The following is a 14,652-nucleotide window of genomic DNA, read 5'->3' as shown; positions in this document are numbered from 1 at the left end:
GCCTTCTTGGATTTCTTAGCGGCCTTTTTCGTTGTCTTCTTTGCCGCCTTTTTCTTAGCTGCCATTGGTGCTCACCTCCATCCTGCGGAGCAATGGAGTGCGCTCATAACGAGCTCGATGTTCGATATTCGCTCAAACGTTCGATAGAACCCTTCTTTTCTGAAATGACGCGAAAAGATTATTTTGGGTGTGATTCGCGCGCATCACGTGTGAATTTTTTGTTCGACGCGATCGCGTAACGGCGCGCCGCTATGTCCGTGCTTCGCCGCGATCATCTCTGCGAGCACGGCCACTGCGATCTCTTCCGGTGTTTGCGCGCCGATGTCGAGTCCGATCGGCGCGCGGACGCGATCGATCGCATCGTTCGTGAATCCGAATTGCGCGAGCCGTTCGCGCCGCGCCGCATGCGTCTTCTTGCTGCCGATCGCGCCGATATAGCGCGGCGTTGCGCGCAGTGCGATCCGGATCGACGGATCGTCGAACTTCTCGTCGTGGGAAAGTATCGCGACGTACGTGTCGTCGTCCAGGGCCAAGCCCTCCAGAACGTCTTCCGGCCAGCCAACCAAGAGGGAGACGGCCAACGGAAATCGCTCGGCATGGTTCAGCCGCTCGCGCGGGTCTATGACGGTCACGCTGAAACCTGCGCGCGCGGCAAGCTCGCAGAGCGCCGCGGCGATGTGCACCGCTCCGACGATGATGAGACGATCCTTTTGCACGCCGACATCGATGAACACATCGCAGTCGAAGACGGAGCGCGTCCTCGAGGAGCCCTGTTCGATCTGTTCGCGGGCTGCAACGGCCAGTGCTGCGTCAAAATCTGGGTCGCCGCAACTGCCCTGCATCCGGCCATCGGCGAACACGACGGCCTTCTGACCGTTTTTGAACCCGCTCTCGGCAAACGGCGTGCATAGAGCAGCACGTGAGCCGCGCGTGAAGACGGTCCGCAACGTCTCGAGGTCCGGCAGTTTTTCGATCATAACGTCGATGGATCCGCCGCACGTCAGCCCGACATCCCACGCCATCGCGCGGCTAATGCCGAAGTTCTCGATCCTCGGCGGCGATCCGTCGAACACCGCTTGAGCCGCTTCTGCAACTGCTGCCTCCACGCAACCGCCGCTCACCGAGCCTGCGATGCGGCCGGCATCCGAGACGATCATCTTCGCGCCTTCACCGCGCGGCGCCGAACCGTCGACGCGGACGACCGTCGCCAGCGCTACCTTCTGACCCGCCGCGGACCAAGCCGCCGCGAGTTCGATGATGTCCGTCATCGCGCGAGTGCCACGGGCGGTTCGCCCTGTCGACGGAGCGGGCGGCGATAGTCAACGGTCTGCAACAGCTCGGCGAGCTCGACGAGACTGCGCAAATTGTTCGCGGGGAGAAAATCGTCGACGTACGGCAACGCGGCGCGCATGCCGATCGTCTGCGGCCGATAGCCGGCCGATCCGAGCAGCGGATTGAGCCAGATCAAGCGGTACGCGCTGCGCTGCAGCCGCCGCATCTCCTTGGCGAGCAGGCGGACATCGCCGCGGTCCCAGCCGTCGCTGATGATGATCACGATCGCGCCGCGCCCCAGCACTCTGCGCGCCCACGTGCGGTTGAAATGGAAGAGGCTATCGCCGATGCGGGTACCTCCGGCCCAGTCGGCGACGCTGGAAGCGATCGCGTCGAGCGCTGCCTTCGTGTCTCGATGGCGCAGCTGATGGGTGACACGCGTCAGCCGCGTGCCGAAGACGAACGCTTCCACCGATCCGAGGGCGTGCCGAACGGTGTGCACGAAGTGAAGCAACAACCGAGAGTATCGATCCATCGACCCCGAGATGTCGCACAGCAGCACGAGGTCGCGCCGCTTGGTCTTGCGTCCGAGGCGGTGGAGTTCGACCACTTCGCCGCCGCGGCGAAGGCTCGCGCGCAACGTGCCCCGTGCGTCGAAGGCATCTGCACCCGCCCGCGCGACCATGCGCCGAGTGCGGCGCCGCCCTAAATCCCAAACGCCGGGCTGCGTCAGCCGGCGGGCGGCGTCGAGTTCGGCTGGCGACATCTCGGCGAAGTCCTTGGCATATAATCCTTCGTCCGCCGAAAATGTGAAGGATCGATCCGAGTCTTTCGATGCGTTGAGCGCCGCAGGTTGGTCTGCGCCGGAATCCGTCCTGCGCGGATCGAGCGACGATCCGGCGGTAGGCGCTCGTGTGGGGTCGCCTGATTCGGACGGCCCTTCGCGATCGACAGGCTCGTCGCGATCGCGCGGCATACCGCGAATCGCATCATTTGAATCCTCTGCGCCGCCTGAGCGCGCGCGCCAAAACGCTTCGAACGCGATGTCGAAGCGCTCCATCTCATCCTTCGTCCGCACCAGAGTCGCCCGCGCGGCGGCTTTCACGTCGTCGCGCCGTTCAAGCCCGACGCATTCGAGCGCGTCCGCAAGCAGCACCATGCGATCGGGCTGCGCGCGAAATCCGTGAGCGCGCAACGCCCGACCGAACACCAAGACATTTCGAGCAAGGTTCGAAAAATCGCCGTCGCGCACGGTTTACGTTCCTGTCGCGACTTGTCGCGCTCTCGCGACGCGCATGCCCATCGCGCCGTCTCCGACCTTCTTCACGTCCTCTTGATACTTGAGAAGACAGCCGATCGTCTCGACCGCGATGCGTTCGTCGATCTCCTGCGCGCCGAGCGCGACGAGCGCTGCAGCCCAATCGATGGTCTCGGCCACACCCGGATGTTTGTACAACGGCTCGGCGCGAAGGCCGGCGACGAACGCGCACGCCAGACGCGCCAGACGCGTTTCGATGCCCGGCACTTTCGACGTGACAATCATCTGTTCGTGGTCGATGTCCGGATAGTCGATCCACTGGTAGAGGCAACGCCTTTTCAGCGCGTCGTGGACTTCGCGCGTTCGGTTGCTCGTCAGCACGACGATCGGCGGGACCGCGGCTTTGAACGTGCCCAACTCCGGAACCGTCACCTGATTGTCCGAAAGCACCTCGAGCAAGAATGCTTCGAACTCCTCATCCGCGCGGTCGATCTCATCGATGAGCAGCACGGCAGGCGGCCCGCCGGAATCATCGATGGCCTGGAGCAGCGGTCGCTTCACGAGAAACGCCGGGCCGAAGATCTCTCGTTCGAGTGTCTCGCGCGCTTCCGTACTCGCCGACTCGGCCAACCGGATGTGTAGGATCTGCTTCGCGTAGTTCCATTCGTACAGCGCGTGATTCGCGTCGAGGCCCTCGTAGCATTGCAGCCGGATGAGCCGTCGATCGAGCATGCGCGCGAGCACTTTGGCGACTTCGGTTTTTCCGACGCCGGCTTCGCCCTCAAGAAAGAGCGGTTTATGCAATGAGAGGGCGAGAAAAATCGTCACTGCGAGCGGCCGATCGGCGACGTACGCACCGCCGCGAAGCAGCGCTTCGACGTCGTCTACTGTGGCGGGAATCTTCGGATCCACGTGTGGCGCTTTGGGGACGGTGTGCGCTTACCCTACTTCACGGGCAGGTCGCGCGGGGAGGTGCGCGTAACTAAAAAACGCGTGACTCGTTTTCTGCTCGGCGGCCTCGCGGTTGCGGTGGCCGTCGTCGTTCTCCTGGCTATGTTCGTGCCGAGCGACTTCGACCGAGACCTTCAGATGCACCGCGGCCCGGCGCAACTTGTCGGCACGCAAATGCCGGACGTCAAGGTCGAACGCCTTGGAGACGGTCCGATCGATACGAACCAATTTCGCGGCCGCGACGTTCTCGTGAATGTCTGGGCGACGTGGTGCGGACCGTGCCGACGGGAGATGCCGGCGTTGGAACGGCTGTCCAAAGCAGAAGGTGATCGCCTTCTCATCGTGGCGATCGACCAGGGCGAGGATGCGGCGACGGTCGGTTCGTATGCGAAGCGTTTCGGAGTGTCGTTCCCAGTGGCTGTGGACGACGGACAAACGGCCGGAACGGTGCTGCACCTCGTCGGCCTGCCGAGTTCGTTCTTCATCGACCGGTCGGGGACGATACGCGACGCGGTCGACGGTGAGATGACCTACGACATGATGACGTCGAAGGCGCGCTCCCTCATCGCCGGAGGTTGAGCGGCGCGACATGAAAGGATCCATTTCGATGCCAGTTCTTTCGCCGGCCGCCCGTTTGGCTGCGCTTGCCGCCGCCACCGTCGCCGGTATCATCATCGTCGGAGCGGGCGGCTGCTCGAGCAAATCGTCAACACCGGCCCCGCACCCGCGCTCAAGCGTGTCGCCATCGCCGTCGCCTCTTCCATCAGGATCGCCGACGCCGACGCCGTCGCCCACGCCGGCTTATTTCATTGCTCTCGCATATGCGCAAGCATCGCCGACCATCGACCCGACGTATGGACAAGTCGATGGCATGTCGATGATCCCTGGGCCAATCGTCAGCCCGTCGCCATCCATCAATCCGTACGCCACGCCGGGCCCGTCGCAGATCATCGCCGTCAACACCGGACAGAAGATCCGTTTTTACAACTATGATGTCGGTGCACACACCGCGTCGAATAACGGCGTCGTACCATTCCCCGGAGCCACGTGGGCGCCCACGTTCAACAACATCACCGGAACGAGCGCGAGCCCGCAAGGCGACGTCATATCAGACATCAACTTCTCGACGGGCTCGCTCGCGGGGGGATCGCTGACGTTGCCCACTCCGTCGCTCGACTACTTCACCGGAGCGCCCGGCATGTATTTCATGGCGGACTACTACACGTACAATCCCATTCAGCAGGGCGCGGTGCCGCTTCGCACCATCTTCATCGTGTTCTAGTATTCGACCACCGGAATACTGAAAAAGAGGACGGCGATGCCGTCCTCTTCATTATCCACGCTTTCACGCCGGTTTAAGTCTTCGACCGTAGGCTTTGAGGAACGCAGACGTTCGTCTGCCGCCCTCGCCACGGGAGAATACGAGATGTTCCGAAGTTTATCGCCGCTTGCAAGAGTTGCCTTGGCGGTGTTCGCTCTAACGACTGCGGCTGTCGCGGGTTGCGGCGGAGGCGGCGGGTACGGCGGCGGCACCACGCTTCCCCCCGGACCACAGCCGTCGGTGAGCGCGGTTCCGGCGATCACCATCCTTCTCTTCGCGCGTAATGTAGGGATGGTGAACGATCCGACGTTCGGCACGATCCAAGGTTTTACGCAGGCGTCGAACTCACAAGTTTTGGGGTTGTCACCCGGCCAGCAGATCATGCTGAAGAACGGCGATAACGTCACACACACGTTCAACGTCTACTCGGCGTATCCGACGCCGCCGCCGCCGGGCGGTACCTTGGATACGAGCGCATCGGGAACAACCACGCTGGCAGCCGGTTATCGCAGCGGTCCTATCCCAGCTGGACAGAGCGTCGGCCCGCTGACGGTCACCAATGCAACCGGTAATCTGTTCATCGCATGCGCGTTCCACTTCGGCAGCAATGGCATGCAAGATGGAATGATCGTCAACGTAGGCGCAACACCAGGTCCGCAAGCGACCGCAGCAGGCGGGGGCGCGTCGCCGCCGCCGTGCCATTACTATTGCTGAACAAGACCTGAATACAAACGCGTTTATGGCGGCGGACCGTTAAGGTCCGCCCTACATCGTTTGTGGCGGCGGACCATAAAGGTCCGCCCTACATCGCGCGGCGGACCATAAAGGTCCGCCCTACATCAGATCGTTCCACACTTCACGCCGGTTTCAGGCGTAGACGTTAGGATGTGACGAGCGGGTGCGCCGTTACGCCCTGTCGCCGCACCCGCGGGAATATCGGACCGGCACAACGCCGCTCAGCCTCGAAAGGATCGCGCGATCGTGAGACAGTCGGAAATAATAACAGTGACCAGATGTGCAGGTCTCGCGCTTGCGCTCGCCGCGATCGTCGCCGCAGGCTGCGGCGGGGGCGGCTACACGACATTGTACAGCGCGCCGCCGCGACCGCACACATCGCCATCTGTCGCGCCGTCACCATCGCCGTCGCAATCGCCTTCGCCATCTCCGTCGCCGACCACGGCGATCGTCGGCGTCAAACTGAGCGGCGAATCGCCCGACAACGATCCGACCTACGGCACGCTCCTCGGCTACTTCAATTCAACGGGTGCGCCGAACAACCAATCGTCCGTCGTGAATCTCACGATGGCAACGCAGGTCATGTTCCACGACTTCGACCCCGTGAATCCGCATACGGGCAGCTTCCTTGGCGACGCCTCACAAAACGGCGCGAGCTTCCCGCCCACCTTCACCGGCAGTCTGAACCAATCGCCCGCGGGTACGATCATCAGCACGACGAACTTCAGCACCGGGAATCTCAATCCGAACGGCGTCTCGCTCGTCTACAATTCCGGTCCGCCAGGCTTCTACATGTTCGGGTGCGCCTACCATTACGTGTCGAACGGCATGCGCACGATCGTCATCGTCCAGTAGGGCTTGGCTGAGCGATCGTCACGTCCGCCAGCGTGATCCGGACCGTGCCGTCGACGACCTCGACGTGCACGGTCTTCGTTTCCCGCGATAAGAAGATGGCCCACGTGGCTTGCGACGTCGTGTCGTCGCGCGCGTAGCGGGCGCTTCGCGGCATGTGCGCGCGATACCAATCTGCGACGCTCCAGAACGAGTCGGGCGACCTGAAGACGGCGAGGCGGTCATCGACGGATCCGGACTCCGATACATTCGGATAGATAGGCATGCCGGCGAAGTCGCGCGGTCTCTCGGTCGAGCCCGCTGAATGTCGCGGCGCGCACGACGAGATCAGCACGAGCGCACAGGCTGCAGCGGCATGCAGCGCGCGCGGCACCGACGTCAGTCGCCGACGCCGGCAGCCGCCGCGGTCGGTAAGACGTTCGCGAAATTCTTCGCGAGCACGGTGAAGTCGGGCGCTTCATAATCTTCGATGCGGCCGTCATCGCATAGTTGGGTCAGCGCCGGATCGATCGGCAGTTGCGCCAAAAGCGGCGCACCGCTCTCGACGACGAGCTGCACGCCTTTGCTCGCGCCGAAAAGCTCGAAACGCTTTCCGGTCTCGCGGTCGGTGAAATATGACATGTTCTCGACGAGACCGATCACGGATACGTTCAATTGCTTCGCGAACTTCAGCGCTTTGCTGACGATCATCGTCGCAAGGCCTTGCGGCGTGCTCACCATCACGACGCCATCGACCGGGAGCGCTTGCAGAACCGTCAGCGGTGCGTCCGATGTGCCGGGCGGAAGGTCTATGAGCAGATAATCGAGCGCGCCCCATTCGAGATCGTTGTAGAACTGGCGGATCGCGTTCGACACCATCGGCCCGCGCCAGATCACGGCTTGGCTGTCACTATCGAGGATAAGGTTCATCGACATGACTTGGATGCCGCTGCGCGACGCGGGCGGGTGCGGCTTCATGTCTTCACCTTGATAAGGCCGCGCGCTGATGCCGAAGATCTTCGCCATGCTCGGCCCGGTGATATCGGCATCGAGGACGCCGACTTCATAGCCGAGCCGCCGCAACGCCACTGCAAGCAGGCCCGTCACGAGCGACTTTCCGACGCCGCCTTTTCCAGACATGATCGCGACGACGTGCTTGATGCCGGGCTTTCTCGTTTTCGCCGGCGGCGGCACTGTGGCATTGCCCTGCGCCGGCTTGGCGCGCGCCGGCGGCACCGTTCCGTCTGCGATGTAGCGCTGCAGATCCGTCATCAATCCGTCGAGATCGAGGCTATGCACGGCCGCTCCCTGGCGTATCGTTTCGCGCGTCGATACGTGGCAGCCGGCGCACGGCAGTCCATGCGCACCGAACACTCTTTCGGACCCTGGATGTGATTCGACGACTTCGCGTATCGTGACGTCGGCTGAAAGGGGAGACTGCATGATTCGTTCTTCTAGCGTCCCGAAAAGGACCCTCCCCTTAGCTCGCGAAGCCCCGTCACATCTCGCATTCCTTCACTATTCGACGGCTTGCCGCATCTCGCGTTAGCCCGACAATCCGTTTTCATTGCTAGGGGAGATTCCAAGACGATGCTGCGCACCATCGGCGCTCCGCGTACGGCCTCGGCCGCTCTGCTCGTTTTCATCCTTGCGTTCGCCGGCTGCTCGGGCTCCGGCTCCGGCTCGAACAGCACGTCGAGCGGCACGGCCGGCGCGACCTCCGGCAGCAACGCTGCCGCCGGCAACATCATTAAGATCGGCGCGGACCTGCCGATTTCGGGCGCGGATGCCTCCGACGGCGTTCCGACCAAGCTCGGCGTCGAACTCGCGATCATCGACGCGAACAAGCAGAACCTCGTGCCGGGATTCACGCTGCAGTCCAACATCTTGGACGACGCGGTCAACGGCGTGCACAACCCAAGTCAGGGCGCGAAAAACGTCCAATCGTTCGCGAGCGACGACGCCGTGCTCGGCATCGTCGGCCCGTTCAACAGCAATGTTGCGAAAGCAGAGATCCCGCTGACCAACAGCTTAGGGATCGCGCTCATCAGCCCGGCCACGACCAACCCTGACCTCACAAAAGGTCCGCGGGCGCTCGAACTGCGCACGACAAACCCGCAGATGATCACGTTCTTCCGCGTGTGCGCGACCGACGACATCCAGGGTCCGGTCGGAGCCGACTACGCGTACAACGACCGCCATCTTCGAAAAGCGTACTTGATAGATGACAACGAGACGTACGGCCGCGGCGTCGCTGACGCGTGGGGCGCGCAATTCACAAACGACGGCGGCACCGTCCTCGCGCACGACCACATCACGAAGGGCCAGCAAGATTTCCATGCGCTGCTGACGCGCGCGGCCGGAGCGGGACCTGACGTCGTGTTCTACGGCGGCGTCACCGCGAACGGCGGCGGTCTGATCCGCAAGCAGATGAGCGAAAGCGGCATCGGAAACGTGGCGTATTTCGGCGCCGACGGCGTGCGCAACGACCAATTCCTCACCGATGCGGGCGCGACCGCCGACAACGTCTACGCCACCGTCGCGGCGGTGAACGCGAGCACGATACCCGCAGCAAAGCAGTTCCTCACGGACTACCAAGCCCAGTTCAATCAGCCGGTCGGGTCGTACTCGGCGGCGGGTTACACGGCGGCGATGGTGTTGATCAAGGCGATCGGGCTTGCATCCAAGGCCGACGGCGGCAAGATGCCGACGCGGGCGCAGGTGCTCTCGGAACTGCGCTCGATCAAGTCGTTCCAGAGCATCATGGGGCCGTTCGCTTTTGACGCCAACGGCGACACCACGAACAAGATCATCTCGATCTGGGGCGCGCAGAAGGACAAGTGGGTGTTCTTGACTCAGCGGAAGTTCGCCGCCAAGTAACGCCTTCGTGTTCGAGATCCATAACTGCGCGCCGCAGTTCATCCAGCAACTCATAAACGGCGTCGCGCTAGGTGGCTTGTACGCGCTCATCGCGCTCGGCTACACGATGGTGTACGGCATCATCGAACTGATCAACTTCGCGCACGGCGACGTCTACACGCTCGGCTCGTTCATCTCGCTCTCGATATTAGGACTCATCCCGCTCGCGACGATCTCCAATCCCACCGTGCTCGGTCTGATCGCGGTCGCAGTCATCATCTTGGCGGCGCTGCTTTGCGGCATCATCGGCGTGCTGATCGAGCGTCTCGCATATAGGCGCTTGCGCAATGCGCCGCGTCTTGCGCCCCTGATCACCGCCATCGGAGTGTCGTTGATCCTCGAGAACATCATGCAGATCTGGAAGGGCAATTCCGAGGTCTCGTTTCCTCAGTTCCTCCCCGATCATTGGCACCAGATCGGCGGTGTGCGTTTCGACGATCGTTCGCTGCTGGTGGTCGTCGTCAGCATCATATGCATGGTCCTGCTCAACCTCTTCGTGTTCCATACGAAGCTGGGCAAGGCGATGCGCGCGACGGCGCAAGATCGTGACGCGGCCCAGCTCATGGGCATCAATGTCAACTCCACGATCGCCTGGACGTTTTTCATCGGTTCCGCGCTCGCCGGCGTCGCCGGGTTCATCTCGGGCATGTATTACGGCACCACCTTTTTCTTGAACGGCTACCAAGCCGGACTCAAGGCGTTCACCGCAGCCGTGCTCGGCGGCATCGGCAACATCACGGGCGCTATGCTCGGCGGCTTCGTCATCGGCATCGTCGAGACGATGACATCGGGCTGCATCTCCGATCAGTGGTCGGAGGTCGCGGTGTTCGCGATTTTGATTTTGACGCTCGTCTTCCGGCCGAGCGGCCTGCTCGGTCAGCAACTGCCGGAGAAAGTGTGAGGCGCGGGTGCTGAACCAGCGAGTCACGTGGCTGCCTTTCGGCCTATCGCGCTACACCGGCCGGCAAGTGGTCGTCGGCGGACTTATCGTCGTCGCGCTCTTGCTGCTGCCGATGTTGGATTCCAACAGCTCGCACATCTCCGCGGTTGCGGACGCGGGATACATCCTACTGCTCGCGTTTGGATTGAATATCATCGTCGGCTACACGGGGCTTCTCGCCCTTGGCTTCGCGGCGTTCTTCGCGATCGGCGCCTACACGTACGCTTTCGTCGCCTCGCCGCAGCTCGCGAGCACCGCGCATCCGGACGGCTACCACGTTTCGTTCTGGCTCATGCTGCTCGTCAGTGCCGCCGTGGCCGCGGCTTTCGGGGTCATCCTCGGCGCCCCGACTTTACGGTTGCGCGGCGACTATCTGGCCATCGTGACCCTGGGATTCGGCGAGATCGTCCCCCAGCTGTTTCAGAATCTCGACAAGTGGACCGGCGGGCCCGACGGCATCGCGGCCGTGGACCAACCGGTGCTCGGCAGCTACCATTTCGGATTCAACCCGACGCCATACTACTATCTTTATATGGCCGTGATCTGCATCTGTCTGATTTTGCTCGCAAATCTGCGCAACTCGCGGCTCGGACGCGCGTGGATGGCGATTCGCGAAGACGAGCTTGCCGCCGAGCACATGGGCATCAACACGATGACGGCCAAGCTTCTCGCATTTTCGATGGGCGCGGCTTTCGCCGGAGTGGCGGGCGTCATCTATGCGGCGAAGTTGAGCACGATCAGCCCAAGCGGTTTCGACTTCAATATGTCGATCATGATTCTGGCGGCGATCGTGCTTGGCGGCATGGGCAATCTCTCGGGCGTTCTGGTCGGCGGGTCCATCGTGGCGATGCTCAATTTCTTGATCCTGCCGCAAGCCTCGAATTGGGCGCACGCGATCGGCGCCAGCATACACAGCACGTTTCTCATGAACGTCGATCTCACGCAATATCGCTTCATGTTATACGGCGTCATCCTCGTGCTGGTCATGTTGTTCAGACCGGAAGGCTTGATTCCAAGCGCCACCGTTCGCGCAGAACTGCGCGAAAGCATGAAGAGCCCGGAGGTGGCGTGATGGCGCTCCTCTCGCTGCGGGGTGTGACCAAGTCGTTCGGCGGCCTGACGGCGGTCAAGAACCTCACGTTCGACGTCGAGGCCGGCGCTATCATCAGCTTGATCGGCCCGAACGGCGCCGGCAAATCGACGGTCTTCAACCTCATCACCGGCATCTACATGCCGACTTCCGGCTCCATCGTGTTCGATGAACATGCGATCGAAGGCCTGAAGCCGCACTCCGTCGCGGCGCGCGGGATTTTGCGGACGTTCCAGAACATCCGCCTCTTCTCGCACATGACCGTGCTCGAAAACGTGCTCGTCGGACGGCATGCACGCATGCGCTCGGCCACGTGGGACTGTGCATTCCGCACCCCGTTCGCGCAAAAAGAGGAGCGCAGCTCCGATACGTCCGCCATGGCGCTGCTCGAATGGATCGGCTTGGAGCGCTACGCAACGGAATGGGCGCGCAATCTTCCGTATGGCATGCAGCGACGGCTTGAGATCGCGCGCGCGCTTGCGTCCGAGCCGAAGCTGCTGCTGCTCGATGAGCCCGCGGCGGGCACGAACCCCGCTGAGAAGATCGGCTTGATGAAGCTCGTGCAGGCGATCCGGGATCGCGGCGTGACCGTCCTGCTCATCGAACACGACATGAAATTGGTCATGGGCATCTCGGATTACGTCCACGTCCTCGACTACGGCGAAGAAATAGCGCACGGCAAACCCGATGCGGTCCGCCACGATCAGCGCGTCATCGAAGCATATCTCGGGAAGGGCGCATGACGCAGCCCGTTCTCGCCCTATCGGGCATCGAGACCTACTACGGACGCATTCAGGCGCTGCGCGGCGTGACGCTCGACGTCAACGAAGGCGAGATCGTGGCGCTCATCGGCGCAAACGGGGCCGGCAAGACCACGACGCTGCGCACCATCTCCGGATTGTTGAAGCCGGCGCGCGGAACCGTTCAGTTCCGCGGTCAGGATCTGATGCCGTACTCTGCCGATGCGGTCGTGCGCATGGGTGTCGTGCATTCACCCGAGGGACGGCGCATCTTTCCGCGCATGAGCGTGCGCGAGAACCTCGAGCTCGGCGCTTTCGCGCGAAGCGATACCTCGGCCATCAAGAGCGATCTCGCCGAAGTGCTCGCGCTCTTCCCGCGATTGAACGAGCGCATGACGCAGCGCGGCGGCACGCTCTCCGGCGGCGAGCAGCAGATGCTCGCGATCGCGCGCGCGCTGATGTCCAAGCCGACGGTGCTGTTGCTCGACGAGCCGTCGATGGGATTGTCGCCGATTCTCGTGGACACGATCTTCTCGGTGATCCGCGACATCAACAAACGCGGCGTCACGATCCTGCTCATCGAGCAGAACGCGCGCAAGGCGCTTCAAGTCGCGTCGCGCGGCTACGTGCTCGAAACGGGTGCGATCGTGAAATCCGGCACTGCCGACGCGTTGTTGAACGACGATGACGTGCGAAAGGCGTACCTCGGCGAGGACTGATTATTCCGATTTAACGCTTAAGTCGGTTTCATCTCGATCGTATTCGAGGATTTCGCCCGGAGTGCAATCGAGGACGAGACAAAGCTTTGAGAGTGTCTCGAAGCGCATTCCCCTGACCTTACCCGTGCGCAGCAGGCTCAGCTGGGTCTCCGAAAGGCCGATCTTCTCGGCTACGTCGCGGGCGCGCATCTTGCGCCGCGCGAGCATGACGTCTAAGGTAACCCGAACCGGCATCAGACGAACTGATCCAGTTTCGATTGCAGTTTCTGTCCTTGCTGCGCCAGCAAGATGAGCACGAAACCGACGAGGGCAAGCGTGACGTTCTCGACGTCGAGATCCATGCGGACGCCGCGCATCTCTGTGAACCCATTGCCGATGAGATAGATCAAACTTGGCTGCACGACGGCAGCGGCGAACGAGCCGAGCATGAGACAGCCGCCTATCTCTTTCAAAGCCCGCGCGGCCACCGGACCGAATGCGTCGCCGCGATCCATCCGGGTGATGGCTGTCGACGCCGCCCAAAGCCCCCACAGAAAGAAGGCCGGCGCCACGAGACTCACCCAGTAGACCGGGGTCAACATGGCATGGCTGCCGCCTGTCAGATGCAGGAGCTCGGGTGCGCCGAGATTCGCGAAGAACAGGGAGAGCCCGAGCGCAAGCGCCATGAACCGGGTTAGCATAGCCGCGAACGGAATGGGTGCCTTCGACACAGGTGCCTCCTGCTGATAGTTAAACTTATTTAGGTTACACGCAGTTTACTTTAAATAATACTTAAAGTCAAGGATAATAAATAGGGCCGACATGAAGCCGGCCCCTTCGAACATTGGCGTTCGTTGGCTTTGAAGGGGCCGATCTCACATCGGCCCACGTCGAGAGCCGGCCTACGGTGGGGTGAGCTGCATGATGTAGTCGGTTTGGCTGCCGCCATAGGAGATCCAGACGGCATGCGTGGCCGGGTCCACGACTACCGTGTGCGCGTGCTCGGGAACGATGACGTCGGGCAGCGCCACTAGTCCGGTCGGCGTCTCCTGGACTACGGAAAGCAGACCGGTGCCGCTTGCGCAGTACACGCGCTGCGTCCCCGGATCGAATGCGATCTGATCGACTCGCGGCGCGATCGTCGCCTGGCCGATGACTGCGCCTGACTTCATGTCGATCATGACGAGCGTCGCGTTCGAACCCGCGACGAACAGTCGCCCGGCAGCGGAGTCGATTGCTTGGCCGTGCGGCGATGTGACGGGCAAGGTTGACCACGTCGCGGTCACGGCATTCGTAGCCGGATCGATGACAAGGACGGCATTCGTCGAGACGATGTTCTGATACAGCTTGTCGGTGACGGGATCGTAGTTCAGATACTCAGGATCTTGCGGAATCGTTATCACGGGGCCGGGTTTGTTCGTGCGGCCGCTCACCGTGAAGATGCGCGTCCCTCCATCTTCGTCGACGTAAACCGTGTCGTTCTTTGGATCGAAAGCCATAGCGTCGCCCGGACCGGGCGTCATCGGCCTGTCGTTGAGCACGAGATTGTCGCGATCCACGACCGCCACGATGCCTTCGATCGTGCTGACGAAGTATTTGCGGTCTTTGACGTCGATCGCGACGCCGTGTGGCGAACCGACATTTATTTGCCGCAGCAAAGCGCCGGTGTCGAGGTTGAAGACGTCCAATGACTTCGACCCCGTGTGTGCCACGAGAAGATATCGCCGCGCGATATCCACGTACATATAGTCGAACGATCCCGGGGAACGAGGCACGGCGATCGCGGGCTTGGCGATCAGCGGCGCGGGCGAAGCGTCGGCACGAACCACCTGCGGCGCCGCCGCGAGGACGAGGGAAAGGCCGAAAAAGGCCGTGAGCCAGTGACGACGCATGTGGG

At 62.3% G+C, this 14,652-nt stretch carries 17 protein-coding genes; 9 read left to right on the top strand and 8 right to left on the bottom strand.

Annotated features, from left to right (window positions below; genetic code table 11):
* Positions 1 to 203: 203 nt before the first annotated feature.
* The 3 genes from VKT51_02135 to VKT51_02125 are packed head-to-tail and all read right to left on the bottom strand — an operon-like array spanning position 204 to position 3,442.
* Positions 204 to 1,268 (bottom strand): XdhC/CoxI family protein, encoded by a 1,065-nt coding sequence (locus tag VKT51_02135; GenBank protein ID HLJ82960.1) that lies wholly within the window; start codon positions 1,266 to 1,268, stop codon positions 204 to 206.
* On the bottom strand, positions 1,265 to 2,524 hold the full coding sequence (locus VKT51_02130; protein HLJ82959.1) for a VWA domain-containing protein: 1,260 nt from the start codon (positions 2,522 to 2,524) through the stop codon (positions 1,265 to 1,267). Before VKT51_02130 ends, VKT51_02135 begins: the two co-directional genes overlap by 4 nt.
* Positions 2,525 to 2,527: 3 nt before the next feature.
* Positions 2,528 to 3,442, bottom strand: coding sequence for a MoxR family ATPase (locus VKT51_02125; protein ID HLJ82958.1), 915 nt, complete (start codon positions 3,440 to 3,442; stop codon positions 2,528 to 2,530).
* An 81-nt stretch (positions 3,443 to 3,523) separates the two neighbouring features.
* Between VKT51_02125 and VKT51_02120 the strand changes: the two genes are divergently transcribed.
* From VKT51_02120 to VKT51_02105, 4 genes are all read left to right on the top strand, one after another.
* Positions 3,524 to 4,060, top strand: coding sequence for a TlpA disulfide reductase family protein (locus VKT51_02120; protein ID HLJ82957.1), 537 nt, complete (start codon positions 3,524 to 3,526; stop codon positions 4,058 to 4,060).
* A gap of 10 nt (positions 4,061 to 4,070) precedes the next feature.
* A complete protein-coding gene (locus VKT51_02115) occupies positions 4,071 to 4,763 on the top strand; it encodes a hypothetical protein (GenBank protein HLJ82956.1) in 693 nt (230 codons plus the stop codon).
* A gap of 186 nt (positions 4,764 to 4,949) precedes the next feature.
* Positions 4,950 to 5,516 (top strand): hypothetical protein, encoded by a 567-nt coding sequence (locus VKT51_02110; GenBank protein HLJ82955.1) that lies wholly within the window; start codon positions 4,950 to 4,952, stop codon positions 5,514 to 5,516.
* A gap of 291 nt (positions 5,517 to 5,807) precedes the next feature.
* Positions 5,808 to 6,392 carry a hypothetical protein gene (locus VKT51_02105; GenBank protein ID HLJ82954.1) on the top strand — a complete coding sequence of 195 codons (585 nt, stop codon included), beginning with the start codon at positions 5,808 to 5,810 and terminating at the stop codon, positions 6,390 to 6,392.
* On the opposite strand, the gene VKT51_02100 is transcribed toward VKT51_02105, so the two are convergent.
* Entirely contained in the window at positions 6,379 to 6,762 is a 384-nt protein-coding gene (locus tag VKT51_02100) for a hypothetical protein (GenBank protein HLJ82953.1), read from the bottom strand. The two genes, VKT51_02105 and VKT51_02100, sit on opposite strands and share 14 nt — an antisense overlap.
* Positions 6,763 to 6,767: 5 nt before the next feature.
* Positions 6,768 to 7,811, bottom strand: coding sequence for a P-loop NTPase (locus tag VKT51_02095; GenBank protein ID HLJ82952.1), 1,044 nt, complete (start codon positions 7,809 to 7,811; stop codon positions 6,768 to 6,770).
* 147 nt (positions 7,812 to 7,958) lie between these two features.
* Here VKT51_02095 and VKT51_02090 point away from each other — a divergent pair, with 147 nt between their 5' ends.
* The 5 genes from VKT51_02090 to VKT51_02070 are packed head-to-tail and all read left to right on the top strand — an operon-like array spanning position 7,959 to position 12,776.
* Entirely contained in the window at positions 7,959 to 9,248 is a 1,290-nt protein-coding gene (locus VKT51_02090) for a branched-chain amino acid ABC transporter substrate-binding protein (protein HLJ82951.1), read from the top strand.
* 7 nt (positions 9,249 to 9,255) lie between these two features.
* Positions 9,256 to 10,188, top strand: a complete 933-nt coding sequence (locus tag VKT51_02085) for a branched-chain amino acid ABC transporter permease (GenBank protein ID HLJ82950.1) — start codon at positions 9,256 to 9,258, stop codon at positions 10,186 to 10,188.
* 7 nt (positions 10,189 to 10,195) lie between these two features.
* A complete protein-coding gene (locus tag VKT51_02080; GenBank protein HLJ82949.1) occupies positions 10,196 to 11,299 on the top strand; it encodes a branched-chain amino acid ABC transporter permease in 1,104 nt (367 codons plus the stop codon).
* Complete coding sequence (locus tag VKT51_02075) at positions 11,299 to 12,060, top strand: ABC transporter ATP-binding protein (GenBank protein ID HLJ82948.1); 762 nt, start codon at positions 11,299 to 11,301, stop codon at positions 12,058 to 12,060. The genes VKT51_02080 and VKT51_02075 overlap by 1 nt, the downstream gene beginning before the upstream one ends.
* Entirely contained in the window at positions 12,057 to 12,776 is a 720-nt protein-coding gene (locus VKT51_02070; protein ID HLJ82947.1) for an ABC transporter ATP-binding protein, read from the top strand. The genes VKT51_02075 and VKT51_02070 overlap by 4 nt, the downstream gene beginning before the upstream one ends.
* On the opposite strand, the gene VKT51_02065 is transcribed toward VKT51_02070, so the two are convergent.
* The 3 genes from VKT51_02065 to VKT51_02055 form a co-directional block, all read right to left on the bottom strand.
* Positions 12,777 to 12,983, bottom strand: a complete 207-nt coding sequence (locus tag VKT51_02065) for a helix-turn-helix transcriptional regulator (GenBank protein HLJ82946.1) — start codon at positions 12,981 to 12,983, stop codon at positions 12,777 to 12,779. It abuts the gene before it with no gap.
* 26 nt (positions 12,984 to 13,009) lie between these two features.
* Positions 13,010 to 13,486 (bottom strand): DUF2975 domain-containing protein, encoded by a 477-nt coding sequence (locus VKT51_02060; GenBank protein ID HLJ82945.1) that lies wholly within the window; start codon positions 13,484 to 13,486, stop codon positions 13,010 to 13,012.
* Between the two features lie 171 nt (positions 13,487 to 13,657).
* Positions 13,658 to 14,647: a YncE family protein gene (locus tag VKT51_02055; protein HLJ82944.1), complete on the bottom strand. Its 990-nt coding sequence runs from the start codon at positions 14,645 to 14,647 to the stop codon at positions 13,658 to 13,660.
* Between the last annotated feature and the right edge of the window lie 5 nt (positions 14,648 to 14,652).

Source organism: Candidatus Eremiobacteraceae bacterium, assembly GCA_035295225.1.
GTDB lineage: Bacteria > Vulcanimicrobiota > Vulcanimicrobiia > Eremiobacterales > Eremiobacteraceae > JABCYQ01.
This window is presented reverse-complemented; position numbering and strand designations above follow the sequence as displayed.

What these genes read in the sequence shown, in the direction of transcription:
- VKT51_02055 (HLJ82944.1), bottom strand. Translation starts at nt 14,647, where the DNA reads ATGCGTCGTCACTGGCTCACGGCCTTTTTCGGCCTTTCCCTCGTCCTC.
- VKT51_02075 (HLJ82948.1), top strand. Translation starts at nt 11,299, where the DNA reads ATGGCGCTCCTCTCGCTGCGGGGTGTGACCAAGTCGTTCGGCGGCCTG.
- VKT51_02065 (HLJ82946.1), bottom strand. Translation starts at nt 12,983, where the DNA reads ATGCTCGCGCGGCGCAAGATGCGCGCCCGCGACGTAGCCGAGAAGATC.
- VKT51_02070 (HLJ82947.1), top strand. Translation starts at nt 12,057, where the DNA reads ATGACGCAGCCCGTTCTCGCCCTATCGGGCATCGAGACCTACTACGGA.
- VKT51_02115 (HLJ82956.1), top strand. Translation starts at nt 4,071, where the DNA reads ATGAAAGGATCCATTTCGATGCCAGTTCTTTCGCCGGCCGCCCGTTTG.
- VKT51_02095 (HLJ82952.1), bottom strand. Translation starts at nt 7,811, where the DNA reads ATGCAGTCTCCCCTTTCAGCCGACGTCACGATACGCGAAGTCGTCGAA.
- VKT51_02090 (HLJ82951.1), top strand. Translation starts at nt 7,959, where the DNA reads ATGCTGCGCACCATCGGCGCTCCGCGTACGGCCTCGGCCGCTCTGCTC.
- VKT51_02135 (HLJ82960.1), bottom strand. Translation starts at nt 1,268, where the DNA reads ATGACGGACATCATCGAACTCGCGGCGGCTTGGTCCGCGGCGGGTCAG.